The sequence below is a fragment of the Streptomyces sp. NPDC048825 genome (genome assembly GCF_043198355.1).
Taxonomy (GTDB): Bacteria; Actinomycetota; Actinomycetes; order Streptomycetales; family Streptomycetaceae; genus Streptomyces; species Streptomyces xiangluensis.
The window spans coordinates 182,605-197,922 of sequence record NZ_JBICUR010000008.1 but is presented as its reverse complement, the minus strand read 5'-3'; the positions used below and the strand labels follow the sequence as shown (position 1 = coordinate 197,922).

Annotated in this window: 13 protein-coding genes; 5 read left to right on the top strand and 8 right to left on the bottom strand. The window is 69.4% G+C overall.

What is annotated here, in order from left to right; all coding sequences use genetic code 11:
- Positions 1 to 40: 40 nt before the first annotated feature.
- From gnd to ACGFNK_RS21190, 3 genes are read left to right on the top strand one after another with little or no spacing between them, the layout of a single operon-like run.
- Entirely contained in the window at positions 41 to 934 is an 894-nt protein-coding gene (gnd, locus tag ACGFNK_RS21200) for a phosphogluconate dehydrogenase (NAD(+)-dependent, decarboxylating) (protein WP_393418254.1), read from the top strand.
- 5 nt (positions 935 to 939) lie between these two features.
- Positions 940 to 1,527 carry a histidine phosphatase family protein gene (locus ACGFNK_RS21195; RefSeq protein WP_393418000.1) on the top strand — a complete coding sequence of 196 codons (588 nt, stop codon included), beginning with the start codon at positions 940 to 942 and terminating at the stop codon, positions 1,525 to 1,527.
- 45 nt (positions 1,528 to 1,572) lie between these two features.
- Positions 1,573 to 3,036, top strand: coding sequence for a membrane-associated oxidoreductase (locus tag ACGFNK_RS21190; RefSeq protein ID WP_393417998.1), 1,464 nt, complete (start codon positions 1,573 to 1,575; stop codon positions 3,034 to 3,036).
- Here ACGFNK_RS21190 and ACGFNK_RS21185 read toward each other — a convergent pair.
- A complete protein-coding gene (locus tag ACGFNK_RS21185; protein WP_393417996.1) occupies positions 3,023 to 4,855 on the bottom strand; it encodes a bifunctional sugar phosphate isomerase/epimerase/4-hydroxyphenylpyruvate dioxygenase family protein in 1,833 nt (610 codons plus the stop codon). The two genes, ACGFNK_RS21190 and ACGFNK_RS21185, sit on opposite strands and share 14 nt — an antisense overlap.
- A gap of 164 nt (positions 4,856 to 5,019) precedes the next feature.
- Positions 5,020 to 5,895, bottom strand: coding sequence for a shikimate dehydrogenase (locus ACGFNK_RS21180; protein ID WP_393417994.1), 876 nt, complete (start codon positions 5,893 to 5,895; stop codon positions 5,020 to 5,022).
- A gap of 208 nt (positions 5,896 to 6,103) precedes the next feature.
- Here ACGFNK_RS21180 and ACGFNK_RS21175 point away from each other — a divergent pair, with 208 nt between their 5' ends.
- Both ACGFNK_RS21175 and ACGFNK_RS21170 read left to right on the top strand, forming a co-directional pair.
- Positions 6,104 to 6,769, top strand: coding sequence for a TetR family transcriptional regulator (locus ACGFNK_RS21175; protein WP_386341672.1), 666 nt, complete (start codon positions 6,104 to 6,106; stop codon positions 6,767 to 6,769).
- Between the two features lie 221 nt (positions 6,770 to 6,990).
- A complete protein-coding gene (locus ACGFNK_RS21170) occupies positions 6,991 to 8,343 on the top strand; it encodes an MFS transporter (RefSeq protein WP_393417992.1) in 1,353 nt (450 codons plus the stop codon).
- 36 nt (positions 8,344 to 8,379) lie between these two features.
- Here the strand turns inward: ACGFNK_RS21170 and ACGFNK_RS21165 are convergent, their stop codons facing one another.
- The 6 genes from ACGFNK_RS21165 to ACGFNK_RS21140 form a co-directional block, all read right to left on the bottom strand.
- Positions 8,380 to 10,224: a hypothetical protein gene (locus ACGFNK_RS21165; RefSeq protein WP_393417990.1), complete on the bottom strand. Its 1,845-nt coding sequence runs from the start codon at positions 10,222 to 10,224 to the stop codon at positions 8,380 to 8,382.
- 5 nt (positions 10,225 to 10,229) lie between these two features.
- Complete coding sequence (locus tag ACGFNK_RS21160; RefSeq protein ID WP_386341666.1) at positions 10,230 to 10,418, bottom strand: hypothetical protein; 189 nt, start codon at positions 10,416 to 10,418, stop codon at positions 10,230 to 10,232.
- Positions 10,419 to 10,420: 2 nt separating this feature from the next.
- A complete protein-coding gene (locus tag ACGFNK_RS21155; protein WP_393417988.1) occupies positions 10,421 to 11,320 on the bottom strand; it encodes a carbohydrate ABC transporter permease in 900 nt (299 codons plus the stop codon).
- A complete protein-coding gene (locus tag ACGFNK_RS21150) occupies positions 11,317 to 12,228 on the bottom strand; it encodes a carbohydrate ABC transporter permease (RefSeq protein WP_386341662.1) in 912 nt (303 codons plus the stop codon). Before ACGFNK_RS21150 ends, ACGFNK_RS21155 begins: the two co-directional genes overlap by 4 nt.
- 125 nt (positions 12,229 to 12,353) lie before the next feature.
- Positions 12,354 to 13,676: an ABC transporter substrate-binding protein gene (locus ACGFNK_RS21145; RefSeq protein WP_386341660.1), complete on the bottom strand. Its 1,323-nt coding sequence runs from the start codon at positions 13,674 to 13,676 to the stop codon at positions 12,354 to 12,356.
- Positions 13,677 to 13,950: 274 nt separating this feature from the next.
- On the bottom strand, positions 13,951 to 15,072 hold the full coding sequence (locus ACGFNK_RS21140) for an ROK family protein (RefSeq protein WP_393417985.1): 1,122 nt from the start codon (positions 15,070 to 15,072) through the stop codon (positions 13,951 to 13,953).
- Positions 15,073 to 15,318 lie beyond the last annotated feature (246 nt).

Genomic DNA, 15,318 nt, shown 5'->3' with positions numbered 1-15,318 from the left:
CTACCGCACGCTCAGGAAGAAGTGAGAGGGAATGACAGCGATGCAGCTTGGCCTCATCGGTCTCGGCAAGATGGGCGGGAACATGCGCGAGCGCATCCGCCGGGCCGGGCACACCGTCATCGGCTACGACCGCAATCCCGAGCTCTCCGACGTCGGCAGCCTGACCGAACTGGTCGGCCGGCTCGAAGGCCCGCGCGTGGTCTGGGTGATGGTTCCGGCGGGCGGCCCGACCCAGTCGGTCGTCGACGAGCTCGGTGATCTGCTGGAGGCAGGCGACACGGTCGTCGACGGCGGGAACTCCCGCTGGACGGACGACGAGAAGCACGCCGAGGAGCTCGGGGCGAAGGGCATCGGCTTCGTCGACGCGGGTGTCTCCGGCGGTGTGTGGGGCCTGCAGAACGGCTACGCCCTCATGGTCGGCGGCGACAAGGAGCACGTGGACCGGCTCCAGCCGGTCTTCGAGGCACTCAAGCCGGAAGGCCCGTACGGCTACGTCCACGCGGGCAAGGTGGGCGCCGGGCACTTCTCGAAAATGGTCCACAACGGCATCGAGTACGCCATGATGCAGGCCTACGCCGAGGGCTGGGAGCTGCTGCAGGCGGCAGACTCCGTCACGGACGTACGCGAGGTGTTCCGCTCCTGGCAGCAGGGGACCGTCATCCGGTCCTGGCTGCTCGACCTGGCGGTCGACGCGCTCGACGAGGACGAGTACTTGAAGAAGCTGCGCGGCTATGCGGAAGACTCGGGTGAGGGCCGCTGGACCGTCGAGGCGGCCATCGACAACGCGGTGCCGCTGCCGGCGATCACCGCGTCGCTCTTCGCTCGCTTCGCCTCCCGGCAGGACGACTCGCCGCAGATGAAGATGATCGCGGCGCTGCGCAACCAGTTCGGCGGCCACTCCGTCGAGTCGGCCGAGTCAGCGAAGAAGGCGTAGCAGCCGTGGGCGATCTGCTGCTGGTCCGCCATGGCGAGACGGAGTGGAGCCGGAGCGGACAGCACACCAGCCGGACCGATCTGCCCCTGACCCGACAGGGCGAGGAACAGGCGAAGTTGCTGGCTCCGCTCCTGACGGGCCGGTCCTTCGCGCTCGCCCTGACCAGCCCGCTCGGCCGCGCCGTGCGCACCGCCGAACTCGCGGGCCTGTCCGGGGCCGCGGTGGACCCGGACCTGCACGAGTGGGACTACGGCGGCTACGAGGGCGTCACCACTGCCGAGATCCACCGCACCCGCCCCGACTGGGACCTGTGGACCGACGGAGTGCCGCCCGGCGCGGACGGGCAGCCGGGGGAATCCCCCGGGCAGGTGGGCGAGCGCGCCGACCGAGTCCTGTCCCGCGTCGCTTCGGTGCTCCCCGAGGGTGACGTGCTCCTTGTGGCGCATGGCCACTTCCTGCGGGTGCTGACGGCACGCCGACTGGGGTTGCCGCCGTCGGACGGGCGGCTGTTCCGCCTGGAGACGGGCACGCTGAGCCGGTTGTCGACGGAGCACGGGTGGCCTGTTGTCGCGGAGTGGAACACCAGGGCGTAACCGGTGAGTTGACACCTGCCTCGGCCCGCGTCAGAGTCCCCGCTGATGGAGATCAACGATCTGACGCCGGCCGAGGAGCGGGTGTGGCGGGCGTTCTCCCGCGGGGAGTCCGTGGACTTCCGCACCGAAACGGACGAGGACGCGGCGGCCGGGGCCGGCTGGGGAGCGGAACGGACCGTACGGGCGGCCGTGTTGCGGACGCTTCTTCTCAACGGTCCTCAGGAGGACGGCGAGATAGCCTCGCTCAACCTCGCGGGCGCTCGTGTTTCCGGGATGCTCGACCTCCAGTACGCCACGGTCGACCACCCCACCCGGCTGCGGCACTGCTACTTCGACGAGGTTCCGCGCTTCTACGCCTGCCGGCTCCGCGAGCTGAACCTCAGTGAGTCGGTTCTGCCCGGGCTCACCTCCCACGCCGTGCAGGTCGAGGGCGTGCTGCGGATGACCCGCTCCCGGTTCCGGGGACCCGTGCGGCTCGGCGGGGCGCAGATCGCGGGGAGCCTGTACATGGAGAGCGCCGAGTTCAGCGCGCCGGACGCCGCGGAACCGGTGCTGCAGCTCAACCAGGCGACCGTCGGCGACGACGTCCATGCCCCCGGGCTGAAGGCGCACGGGGAGATACGGCTCAACGGCGCCACCGTCAACGGCTCGGTCAATCTCACCGACGCCCGCCTCTGCCGCCCCGGCCAGGTGGCCCTGGACGCCGTGACGCTCGGCGTGGAGGGCGACCTCCTGCTGCGGCAGGTGGATGTCGAGGGCTGGATCGGGCTGCGGGGCGCCCGCGTGGCCGGCCGCCTCGACCTGTCGTACGCGCGTCTGTCGAACCCCGGCGACATGGCGCTGCGGGCCAGCAGCTGCACCGTGGGTGAACTGTGGCTGCGCAGGGGCGAACCGCTGGGCGGCGGCCTCAACCTGCGCCGGGCCCAGGTGGAGGTCCTGTTCGTGGAACCGGAGAAGCTGCCGGACACGGTCCGTCTCGACGGTCTCGGCTATACGACCCTCACGCCCCACGAGCCCGCCGAGCGCCGCCTGCCCATGCTGGAACGCGACGACGACCGCTATGTCCCGCACGCCTACGAGCAGTTGACCGCCGCCTACCGCCGTATCGGCGACGACGACGCGGCCCGCGTCGTTCAGCTGGCCAAGCAGCGCCGCCACCGGCGCACGCTTCCCTGGTACGGCCGCCTGTGGGGTCGGGTCCAGGACGCGACCGTGGGCTACGGGTTCCGTCCGCTGCGTGCCGCGGTCTGGCTCCTCTCGCTGATGGCGGTCGGTTCGGTCTCCTACGCCCTGCACCATCCGCCGGCGCTGAAGCCGGACGAGGCGCCGCCCTTCAACGCGGTCTTCTACACCCTCGACCTGCTGCTCCCGGTGATCTCGTTCGGCCAGGAGGGCGCGTTCGCCCCGAAGGGCCCCTACCAGTACCTGTCGTACGTACTCGTCCTCACCGGCTGGATCCTGGCAACGACAGTCGTCGCGGGCGTGACGCGGACGGTCAGCCGCCAGTGACTCCACCCGCTGCATGCTGCGCCGCCAGCCGTACGGGCGCGTTCTGGGCGCCGTACCCCCGATAGCCGGTATCGCGCTGGACGAGCTCGAGGAAGACGCGGCCGACGGTGTGGGTGTAGCAGTGCCGGAAGACGCCATGCTCGTCCCGGTCGTAGAGGATGCCCAGCTCGCGGTACGTCGCCAGCTCTTCCTCGGTGAGGTCGAACCGGGCCGCGAGGTCGTCGTAGTAGTTCCCGGGGATCGGCAGCAGGTGGCCGCCGGCCTCGCGGAAGCGGCGGGCCGCGGCGACCACGTCGTCCGTGGCCAGCGCGATGTGCTGGGCGTGGACCGTGTCGTCCGTCGGGGCCGCGCCCACGGTGAGGGCGATCCGGACGCTGCCGTCGGCGTTGGTGACGGCGCGGCTGCGCAGCAGACCGTACGGGTCGGCGACGTCCACGCTCTGCTGCGCCTGCAGCCCGAGGACACTGCGGTGGAAGAGGGCCGCCTCGTCGAAGTGGTGCCAGGGCTGGGTGAGGGCAAGGTGGTCGATGCGCTGCACGTTCGAGGCTTCCCGGCTGTGCTCGAGGTCCTCGAAGTCAGTGAGCCAGTTGGGGAGTTCGGGCCGGTCCGTGGCACAGAAGAACAGCTCCGTGCCGTCGGGGGCGGCGACCGCGTCGAGGGGAACGTCCTCCGGTGCGCGGCGGCGCGGCAGTACCGGTGCCAGCAGGGCCTCGGCGCGCAGGGCCGCGCCCGCCGGGTCGGGGGACTCCAGGCCAAGCGCGGCGAGCCCCGTGCCGTCGATGGGGGTCCCCCCGCTCGAGCGCAGCCGAGAGTGGGGGAGGCCGGCTGGTCCGGTGTTGACCAGGATGCGGGCCTCGCCCTGCTGCCACAGGTCGACGGGTTTGCCGCGGTGCCGTGCGGTGCGGGCGAAACCGAGCGCGCCGAGCAGCGCCGCGAGGGGCTGTGCATCCGGCGTGACCAGTTCGGCGAAGGCGATGCTGGTGGGGACCACGGGCGCGGGCAGAGACGCCGCTCCGACGCTCTCCTGCAGGACGAGGAGGGAGCGGTGGGCGTCCACCGCGGTCGGACCGGCCTCGGCCTGCCGGAACACATCGTTGAAGACCTCCAGGGAGAGCGGACCGTCGTAACCGGTGCGCAGCACATGCCGCAGCAGCCCGGCGACGTCGAAGCCGCCCTGACCGGGAAAGCAGCGGTGGTGGCGGCTCCACTGCAGGACGTCCATCGCAAGCAACGGAGCGTCGGCGAGCTGGAGGAAGAAGATCTTCTCGCCCGGGAGGTCCTGGATGCCCTTGGGATCGGACCCGCGGGCGAGGATGTGAAAGCTGTCCAGACAGGTACCGAGCGCCGGGTGATCGGCCCGCTCGACGATGCGCCATGCGTGGTCGTACGTACTCACATGCCGCCCCCACGCCAGCGCCTCGTACGCGACACGCACGCCGAACTCCTGGGCTAGTTCGGCAAGTTGACGCAACTGCCGGGCGGCGAGCACATCGTCGTCCACAGCGAGCGGCGACACACTGGAGCACACCAGCACGGTGTCGGCCCCAAGCCGCCGCATCAGCTGGAACTTACGCTCGGCCCGCCGCAGGTTGCGCGCGAACTCGTCCGACGGCACGGCCTCGATATCGCGCATCGGTTGGTAGAGGTCGATGCTCAGCCCGAGGTCGGCGCACCGGTCACGGATCTCTTCGGGAGTGAGGGGACTGGCGAGCAGGTCGTTCTCGAAGATCTCAACCCCGTCGAACCCGGCCCGCGAGGCGGCAGTGAGCTTCTCGGTGAGGGAGCCACTGAGGGAGACGGTGGCGATGGATGTACGCATGGTGGTACTCCTTCGAGGCTTAGCAGTCCTGGCGGTGCTCTTGCCGCGCCGGTGCAGGGGCGCCCCTTCAAGGGCGCGGGGCTGTGACATACGCGGCTCCGCCGCGTGGGCGCGACCAGCCACGACGGACACACAGCCGACGCACGGCGCAACCCTCACGGCGCTTAGTCACGGACACTCACGGCACCGGCCAACTCGGCGATGTCCGCCAGCATCCGCGCAACCTCCGGCTCCCGCCCGGTGATGAGCCGGAACGCGTCGGCAGCCTGAAAGACGGCCATCCCGCCACCGTCCAAAGCGGCGCAGCCAACCGCACGAGCGGTGCGCAACAGCTCGGTCTCCAGCGGCCGGTAGACGACCTCGGCCACCCACAGTCCGGGACGCAGCAGCCCGGCCGGAAACGGCAGTCCGGGGTGGGCTGCCATACCCGTGGGCGTGGCGTGCACGATTCCGTCGGCTCCGGCCAGCAGCGCGGCCAGCTGGTCCGGGGCCGCGGCGGCGGCGCGGCCCGCCCCGAAGCGCCGGTTCAGCCCAGCGGCCAGCGCAACCGCCCGCTCGGGCAGCGCGTCCACGACGGTGACCCGCTCGGCGCCGAGCGTGAGCGTGGCGTGCGCGACAGCCGCACCCGCACCCCCCGCACCGAGCTGAACCACCCGCTCCAGCGGAGCTTCGGGCAGGCCGCGTGCGAACGAGGCCGCGAACCCGGTGACGTCCGTGTTGTGGCCGATCGCACGGCCGTCCTCGAAGACGACGGTGTTGACCGCGCCGAGCGCCTCGGCCTGCGGGTCGAGCGCGTCCAGATGCTCGATGACGAGCCGCTTGCAGGGGTGCGTGATGTTCAGCCCGTCGAAGCCCAGGTCACGGGCGGCGCGCACCAGGTCGCCCACGGCATCCGGAGTGACGCCGAGGGCGTCGATGTCGATCAGCCGGTAGAGGTAGCGCAGGCCCTGTCGGTCCGCCTCCCGCTCGTGCAGCGCCGGGCTGAGCGACGGGCCGATGCCGGAGCCGATCAGACCGACGAGATACGAGTCCTGGGCCACGGCGACCTCCTGGCTAATGTACGAACTGGTTCGTTAGTCATACCAAGGCGAGGGCTCGATGGGAAGGGGGCGCCGGCAGGGAGCTGCCCGCGCGGAACTGCCCGCACAGAACTGGCTGCCCCACTCATCGACCGGGCGTCTGCTTCTACAATCGCGGGCACTGGACCCTCCCGAAACCACGGGCCTGAACGTCTCCCGAAGGAATCCGATGACCACTGTCGAAGAGCCGGCGCGACCCGGGGGCCGCATCCGCGACGCCGCCCGCACCAGGGCCGAAATCCTCGACGTGGCGACCCACGAGTTCGCCCGGGCCGGGTTCACCGGGGCCCGGGTGGACGAGATCGCCGCCCGGACCCGCACCACGAAGCGGATGATCTACTACTACTTCGGCGGCAAGGAGCAGCTGTTCACGGCCGTACTGGAGCGGGCGTACAGCGTGATCCGGGAGACCGAACAGCAGTTGGACGTCGAGCACCTCGACCCGGTCGCGGCCATCCGGCGGCTGGCCGAGCTCACCTTCGACCACCACGAGGCACACCCCGACTTCATCCGCCTGGTCAGCATCGAGAACATCCACGAGGCGGAGCACATCGCCGCCTCCGCCGAACTGGGCAAGATCGGCTCGCCCGCCCTCGACGTGATCGGCCGCATCCTGGCCTCGGGGCGCGAGTCCGGCCTGTTCACAGCCGATGTCGACGCGGTCGACCTGCACGCGATGATCAGCTCGTTCTGCTTCTTCCGGGTGGCCAACCGGCACACCTTCGGCGCGCTCTTCGGCCGCGACCTGGTCGCCGCCGACCAGCGGGAGCACTACCGGACGATGCTCGGCGACATGGTCATCGCCTATCTGACCGCGGACCGCGCGACGGACTGAGCGCGCCGGGCGAAGCGGGAAGGATCCTCCGGCGCGACCCCTTGACACCCGGGAAACGTGGGCGCAACATCCCTAGCCAACCGCTACTAACTATCCAGTGGGTTAATTAGCCGGACAGCACCCGGCGCCGCCGACCCGTCCCCAAGGGCCCCGGCACCTCTCCCCACCGCTCTCCCCTCCGCTCACTCCCCTCCGTTGGAGTTCCCTCGAAGGAGCACGCCGTGTCCGTCCCCGCCGCACCGCTCGAGGCACCACCGGGCCAGCCGAAGAAGGCCGCCACGGCCGCCTGGATCGGCAGTGCCCTGGAGTACTACGACTTCTTCATCTACGGCAGCGCCGCCGCGCTGATCTTCCCGGAGGTCTTCTTCGACGAGTCGGACCCGGCCACCGCGACCCTGCTGTCGCTGGCCACGTTCGGTGTCGCGTACGCGGCCCGCCCGATCGGCGCGCTGTTCCTCGGTCATTTCGGCGACAAGCTGGGCCGTAAGAAGATCATGGTCTTCACGCTGATGCTGATGGGCCTGTCGACGTTCCTCATCGGCTGTCTGCCCACGCGGGAGCAGGTCGGCACGCTGGCCCCGGTCCTGCTCGTCCTGTGCCGCATCCTGCAGGGCATCTCGGCCGCGGGCGAGCAGGCCAGCGCAAACTCCATGTCGCTGGAACACGCGCCGCCGAGCCGCCGCGGATTCTTCACCAGCTTCACGCTCAGCGGCACCCAGGGCGGACAGCTCCTCGCCACCCTGGTGTTCATCCCGGTCGCCGCGCTCCCCGAGGACCAGCTGCTGGCCTGGGGCTGGCGCATCCCGTTCTGGCTGAGCTTCGCGGTCGCCGTCGTCGGCTACGTCATCCGCCGCACGCTCCACGAGACCCCGACCTTCACCCAGCAGGCCGCCACCGAAGGCGTACCGAAGATGCCTCTGGCCGTGCTGCTGCGTGAGCACTGGGCGGATGTGCTGCGGGTGGTCGCGGCCGCGCTCGTCGCCTCGGTGAGCACGATCTTCACCGTGTGGGCGCTGTCGTACGCGACCAGCGACTCGGTCGGCATGGACCGCACATCCATGTTGTGGGTGGGCGCGCTGGCCAACCTGGTCGCCCTCGCCGCGATCCCGCTGTGGGCCACCCTCTCCGACCGCATCGGCCGCCGTCCGGTCTTCCTGCTCGGCGCCGCCGGCAGCGCCGTGACGATGTTCGCCTACCTGTGGGCCATCTCCACGGGCTCGTACCCGTTGGTCCTGGTCCTCGGCATCGTCGCCTTCGGTGTCGTCTACAGCGCGGCGAACGGCGTCTGGCCCTCCTTCTACGGCGAGATGTTCTCCACCCGCGTCCGTCTGTCGGGCATGGCGATCGGCACCCAGATCGGCTTCGCGATCGCCGGGTTCGCCGTCACCTTCGCCGCGCAGATCGCGGGCCCGGACGGCGACAACTGGTCGGCCGTGGCCCTCTTCACCGCCGCGCTGTGCGTCCCGCCGGTGATCGCCGCACTCACCGCACGCGAGACGCACAAGGTCCCGACGGAGCGGCTCGGCGAGCGGGCCGAACAGGGGACGACCGGCCGCGAAAAAGTGACCGCCTGAGCCTCGCCTCAGGCGAGGCCCAGGCCCAGGCCCAGGTCAGCGACGCGCACCGCGAACCAGCGTCAGTTCCGGTTCGCCGTGCGCGTCGGGCTCACCGAGCACCGCCGTGAAGGCCTCGGTACGCACCGTCAGGCCTTCCGGCGAGCGCTCGCATTCCACGCTCAAGGGCTCCGTCGCCTCCGGTCCGTAGCGCACCGCGAAGACGTCCAGGCCCTCCGGTGCGCCGGGTGCGGGGCCCGCTTCGAGGGCGGTGGTCGTCCGTACATGGCTCCAGCCCTCGTCGGGGTTGCCGTAGCCGCGGGGGTCGAGGGCGAGCTCGAAGGCCACCTGTTGCTGGGTGACTTCGTGCCGGGCGTCGAAGCTGTCCGGGCTGTCGGCCGGCGGGTGCGTCAGCCGGAGGTCACCCGCGGCCGCGACGGGCGGCAGCTCGCCGGTCCTGCGGAACCGGTCGCCCTCCGCGACGACGTACGGCATCCCGGCGAGCAAGTACCGTTTCCCGCCCAGCCGTTCGACGACGACCGTCATCCACAGCCGGGTTCCGTCCGTGACGTACAGCGACTGGAGATGGCGCAGCACATGGTCCCGCCCGACGACGGGCTTGCTCACGAGCTTGGCCGCGAGGTCCCCGAAGCGGTGGTCCCGGACGCGTACCGCGCCCATCGGACGGCACAGCAGGAAGCCGTCCGTCACCGGCCCGAACCCGTGCTGCCGCTCGACGGCGCCGGCCACCAGCACCGAGCCGCCCGCCTCGATCACGGTGGGCGTCATCCGGTCGTCGAACGACACCGTGACCGCACCCGCACGCAGTTGGTGGCAGGCGGGTTCCGTGCGCGGGGTGCGGTGCCAGCGCGTGGTGTCCTGGATCTGCCACACCAGCATGAACGCGAAATGCCCGTCCACGCCTCCGTCCGCCCCGACCGCGTGCCGGCCCCAGCGGGTGTCACCGGCGTAGCGGCCGATGTCGGCGCCGATGCGACGGCTGAAGTACCGCAGTCCCAGGACGGATTCGAAAGCGGAGTGCTGCTCGCTGTAGCGCGGCCCGCCGATGTCGAAGCCGCTTCCGGCCAGCCGCGCGTCGATATAGCGGGCGAGCGCGTCGCCGTCCTCGGCGAAGACTTCCTCACCGCTGATCCGGTGGGCCTGGGCGAGGAAGGACAGCGAGATCGGCCCGTAGTTGTTGTCGTACGCGCCACCGTGCTCGGGAGGCAGCGGGGCGCCCCGGTCCCGTATGCGACGGGCTCGGATCTCTCCCAGGTACAGGTTCATCGCGCGCCGTCGTACCAACTCGCCTTCGTCCGAAGGGAGATGACGGGCGAGCATCAGCCCGCCGACCACGCAGCCGATGGCCTGGTTGGCGGCGTCCTGCGGGTTGAACACCGTGGCCTCGGTCAGCCAGTGCCAGTAACCGCCTGCCACGTCGAGGAGTTCGCGGTACTGGTCGTCGTCGACCAGTCCGTCCGCCGCGTCGAGCACGTTGACCGCCTGGAGCAGCGCCCACACGGTGCTCGGCCAGTCCCCGATGGGGTGCGCGCCGGGGGCCAGTACATAACGGGCGTACGGCAGACCGGACTTACGAACCGTCAGGTTCGGGTAGCCGGGGTTGTCCTCGGTGTAGACGCGTGCGCGCAGGTGGAAGGCGAGGCTGCGTCGGACCGCGTCCGGCAGGCGGCGGTCCTTGGTGCGGTGCCAGGCCAGTGCGAGCAGGGAGGTGATGCCGAGCGAGGTGTCACCGATGTCGTCGGTGGTGGCCGGGTGTTCCAGACTGCCGTCCTCGGTGAGACGGCTCAGCGCCTGCTCAGTCACATCGGCCAGCACACCGTCGTACGCGGCCGGATCGTCGGCCAGGTCGTGCAACTGGCCGCGCTGATGCGGGAGATACAAACTGCTCAGCCCTTCATACCGGAGGTGGCCAGGCCCTCTACCAGCCTCTTCTGGAAGATGAGGAAGCAGATGAGCGTGGGCACAAGGGCGAGTGTCGACATGGCGAACATCGGCCCGTAGGACGAACCACTGGTCTGGTCGAGGGCGGCGCGGGCCGCCGCGCGGACGAACTCGTGGTCGAGCGGGGTGTGCAAGGTCAGTCCTTCAGTCCGGCATTGATGTCGGCGTTCATGACGTAACGCTGGAACACCAGGAAGACGACGATCAGCGGGATCATGGAGATGACCGATGCGCCGAGCAGCACCGACCAGTTGATGTTCTGCGCGCCGACGATGCTCTGGATGCCGATCTGCACGGTGAACTTGTCGGGGTCGTTGAGCATCAGAAGCGGCCAGATGTAGTCGTTCCACCGCCACTGGAACGACAGGATGGCGAGGGTCAGCATGATGGGCCGGGAGACCGGCACCATGATCCTCAGGAAGATCGACAGCTCATGCGCGCCGTCGATACGTGCGGCTTCCACGAGTTCGTCGGGAACCGTCAGGAAGAACTGGCGGAACATGAAGCATCCGGTCGCGGTGAGCACGGCCGGGAGGATGATGCCGGCGAACGAGTTGTAGAGGCCGAGGTCGCGGACCACCAGGAACTCCGGGGCGAGCATGACCTCGCCCGGCAGCATCGTGGTGGCCAGGATGCAGACGAAGAAGACCTTGAGCCACTTGTTGTCGTACTTGGCCAGCGCGTACCCCGTGCAGCAGCTGACTCCCACCGTGAGGATCGTCGCGATCACACACACGATGGTCGTGTTGATGAAGTACTGGGAGAAGTTGGCGCCGTCCCACGCTGCCTTGTAGCCCGACAGGGTGGGGTCGTCCGGAAACAGCGTCAGCGAGGAGAACAAGTCTCCCGCCGGCTTGAAGGAGCTGAGGACGAACCACAGCACCGGAAACCCGTAGATGGCCGCCAAGACCCACAGCAGTATCGTCGCGGGCACCGCGCGCCGAAGCCCACCGCTGCGCGCGCTGCGGGGCCGCTTCTTAGCGACGGTCCGTACGGAATCGGCGTCGACCTTGCGCGGCGTGTCTGTGGTTGTCATCGGTTCTCCACCCGCCGGTTGACGATCAGCTGGATGATCGCGACGGCCATCAGGATGAGCATGAGCACGAATGACGCGGCGCTCGCGTAGCCGATCTGGCCCCGTTTGAAGCCGGTCTCATAGATGTACTGGACAAGCAGGTTGTTCGACGTTCCGGGTCCGCCGTTGTTGAGGGCGACGAACACCGGGTATTCCTTCATCGCGTTGATCGTGTTGAGCAGGATGACGATGAACGAGGTGGGCGCGATGCTCGGCAGCGTGATGCTGATGAACTGGCGCCATGGACCGGCGCCGTCGAGCGAGGCCGCCTCGTAGTACGACACCGGTACGTTCTTGATCGCCGCGATGAACAGCAGCATCGTGAAACCCGTCCACATCCAGGATGCCGCCATCACCACCACCAGCAGCGACAGGTCCGCGTTCGACTGCCACGGAACGGCCCCTCCGCCGAGCTTCTCGATGACGTAGTTGACCAGTCCGAAGTTCTCACCGAACAGCCACCGCCACAGGACGCCCACGACGATGGGCGACAGCAGCCACGGAATGAAGAAGATGACGCGGGCGACCGTCGAGCCCTTGGCGTGCTTGTTCACCACCAGATTGGCGGCGAGCAGCGAGAGCGCGAAGTTCAGCGGGACGAAGAGGACGGTGTACAGCAGCGTCCGGGTCAGCACGTCGTAGAACGTGGAGTCCCCGAGCAGGTTCTGGTAGTTGTCCAGTCCGGTGAACTGGAACACCCCCACGCCCGTGTAGTTCGTGAAGGAGTAGACGAGCCCGATCACCGCCGGCCAGACGAAGAACAGCGCGAAGAGCACGACATTGGCCGCGATGAGGACGAGCGGCGCAAGGGTGTAGCTGCTGCGTCTCCTGGGCGGGCTCGCGGACACGTCCGAGGCGCGTTTTGTCATCTTCCTGACTCCGTGCTGGTGGAATGGATTCCTGTGGGCTCACGCGATGAGCCCGGCATCGCGCGTGCGCCAGAGGCCCGGGCGGCGGTGTCTGGACCCCGCCGCCCGCGCCCACCGGCCTGTGCTCAGCCGCCGACCTGCTGGTTGTAGCCGGCCACGATGTTGTCCAGGGCCTTGTCGACCGACTGCTGGCCGTTGATCGTCTTGCCGAGCTCCGTCTTGGTCGGGTCCTCGGCGATGCTCTTGCCCTTCAGCGCCCAGTTCGTCTGGGCGGTGTTGAAGTAGCCGGAGATCGGGTCGTAGAGCGGGATCGACTCGTTGTAGAGCTTGAACGCCGCCTGCGCCGCCTCGGACTTGAAGGGGTACTCCGGGTTCAGACCGCTCTCGACGGGCAGGAACCCGGACGCCTCACACAGCTCGCGGTAATGGTCCGGCTCGTACAGCCAGGAAATGAACTTGTTCGCAGCGGTGGCCGCGTCGCTGTTGTTGTTGAAGCCGACCATCATGCCGCCGCTGTTGACGTCGCTTGCCTGCACCGGCTCGGCGGGAGTCGGGACGCTCGCCCACTCGAACTTCTTGATGCTCTCCGCATAGGCGGCAACCTGCCACACGCCGGACCAGTAGGCGACCACGTCACCGCTCTGGAACATGGCCGACGGGTCGGCGCCGCTGGTCCACACCGACTTCGGCATGGTCTTGTCGTCGTTCATCTCGACGAAGCGCTTCACGGCCTTCCTGGTCGCGTCGTCCACCGAGAACTTGCCGGAGGAGTCCGCGTGGACGTACTTCCCTCCGAGCTCGTACACCATGGCGCGCAGCCGGGACGGCGACTGGTCGAACGTCAGGGAGTACTTGGCCTTGGTCTTCTCCCGGACCTCGTCCGCCGCCTTGATGAACTCGGTCCAGGTCCAGGTCTTCTGGGGCGAGGTCGGGAAGGAGACGCCGGCCTTCTCGAAGAGCGTCTTGTTGATGAACATGCCGGACGCGGTGACGTCCGAGGGGATGGACAGCACCTTCCCGGACGAGTCCTTGGCGAGGAAGTTGGCGTTGATGTTGTTGCTCTTCTTGTTGGCGATGGAGCTGAGGTCGATCAGCTTGTTCGACCAGATCGGGTCCAGCGCCGGCACGGCCGCCACGTCGGGCAGAGAGTTCGCCTGCGCGGAGTTGCGCAGCTTCGCCGTGTACCCCTCGTAGGGGATGTTGACGAGTTTGATGCTGACGCCGGCTTCCTTCTTGTACTGCGCCACCATCTTCTTCCAGCCCGCGTCCTGCCCCGGAACCGTGGAGATCCAGAACGTCAGCGACTTGGAGGTCCCGCCCGAGTCGGATTCCGACCCGCAGGCGGAGAGCAGCAGGGCACCTGCCGTGGCCACGGCAGCGAGGGGAACAAGGCGGCGTATGCCGCCGCGGCCGAGTCGGCGGGAGCGCCGCACACCCACACTGGTCATCTTCGATCCCTTTTCGTCATAGGGGACGGAGCACGGCGCCGACCGAGGCGGCACGGGTGCATTTGCAGGAAGGTTGGCTTTCCGTGGGCGCGGCCTCGCCCGGCCGCGTCGCTCCTTGACGGGTGGGATCCCCGGCCATGAGGGCCGTCGTCGCACAAGCTCGCCCTCGTGCGGCTGCCGTAGTTGCGTACGGGCGGGAAGCTCACCCGGAGTCGGCGTCCCGGCCGACTCAGAAAGCGCTTGTCCGGACATTGGCAGACCGATGCGCAAGCCGTCAATGCTTCGCCCGCGTCCCTCCGGTCACGGTTTGGATTCCGCGGGCGACCGCAAGGCGGCTCGCGCCCGCCACCGTGCCGTTCTCGCCGACCGTGCTGCTGACCACCTCGGTGGGCCAGCTCAGCCGCTCCAGTTCGGCCCGTACACCCGGCAGGAGCTGCGGGTCCGTGCCGGTGGCGCCGCCCAGCACGATCAGTCCGGGGTCCAGTACGGCGGCCACGGCGGCGGCGAGCCGGCCCACGTCGGCGGCATGGCGGGCGACCACGGAACGGGCCGCGGAGTGGCCCTCCTCGGAGAGGGCGAAGAGCCGCTCGGCGCTACGAGGACACGGATCGTCGGCGTCCTGCCAGGCCTCCTCGGCCCGGCGCAGCAGGGAACCCACGCCGATGTGCGCCTCCAGGGCCTCGCGACGCGGTTCGCGCCCTTCGTCCCACGGGTAGGGCAGCCGGGCCACCTCACCGGCGGCGCCGTTCGCGCCGCGCAGCACCTGGCCGCCGATGACGATGCCGAGGCCTATGCCCACGCCGATCCGCAGGTAGCCGAAGCTGTGCCGGCCGCGGGCGGCGCCCTCGTGCAGCTCGGCGAGCGCGGCGCAGTTGACGTTGTTCTCGAGGTGGACCGGAACGCCCGGCGGCAGCGCGACGGCCATCGCGTCGAAGACGGGCCCGGCCTTGGCGGTCGCCGGACGCGCACCCGTGCCTTCCGGGTCCTGCGTGACGACATCGCCGACGGCCACGATCACGGCTCGCAGGGGTGCGCCGGTGGGCAGCTCTTTGAGGACCTGGCGTACGACATCGGCGGCCTCAGGCCGGGAGCCGGTGCCCTCGGCGAGCAGGACGCCGTCCAGGGCACAGCCGCGCACCCGGGTCACGGCGGGGCCGAGATCGACGGCGAGTACGGCTCCGGCGGCCGGCCCGAGTCCGTAGACGGCGGCGGACCGGCCGGTGGCGCCGGAAACCGTGCCGGAGCAGGCGGCCAGCTCGGCGGCCTCGAGTTCGGCCACGGCGGTGGAAACGGTCGGCTTGGACAGGCCCGCACCGGCGGCCAGTTGGGGGCGGGTGGCGGTACCGGCCGCGGCCAGTACGGCGAACACCGCGCGGGCGCTCTCGCTCAGTTGCATGCTCTCCCCAGGTGCTGCTGCGGTGGTCTCCGCGGGATCGCGGCGGTCTGTCCGCAAGGGTTGTACGGCATGGGGATTCCGTGCCTCTTGACGCACCCTACTTCGTTAGTTAACTTCCTAACGAACTTAATGCGGTACTCGCCTGCCGCGCCGATTCGAAGTCCGTCCCGGGGCTTCCTGAACGCTTCGAGGGGTGTCAACTCGCGCCTGTGCAGCCGCAGTTCAACAAGGGCTGCGCCCCCTGGG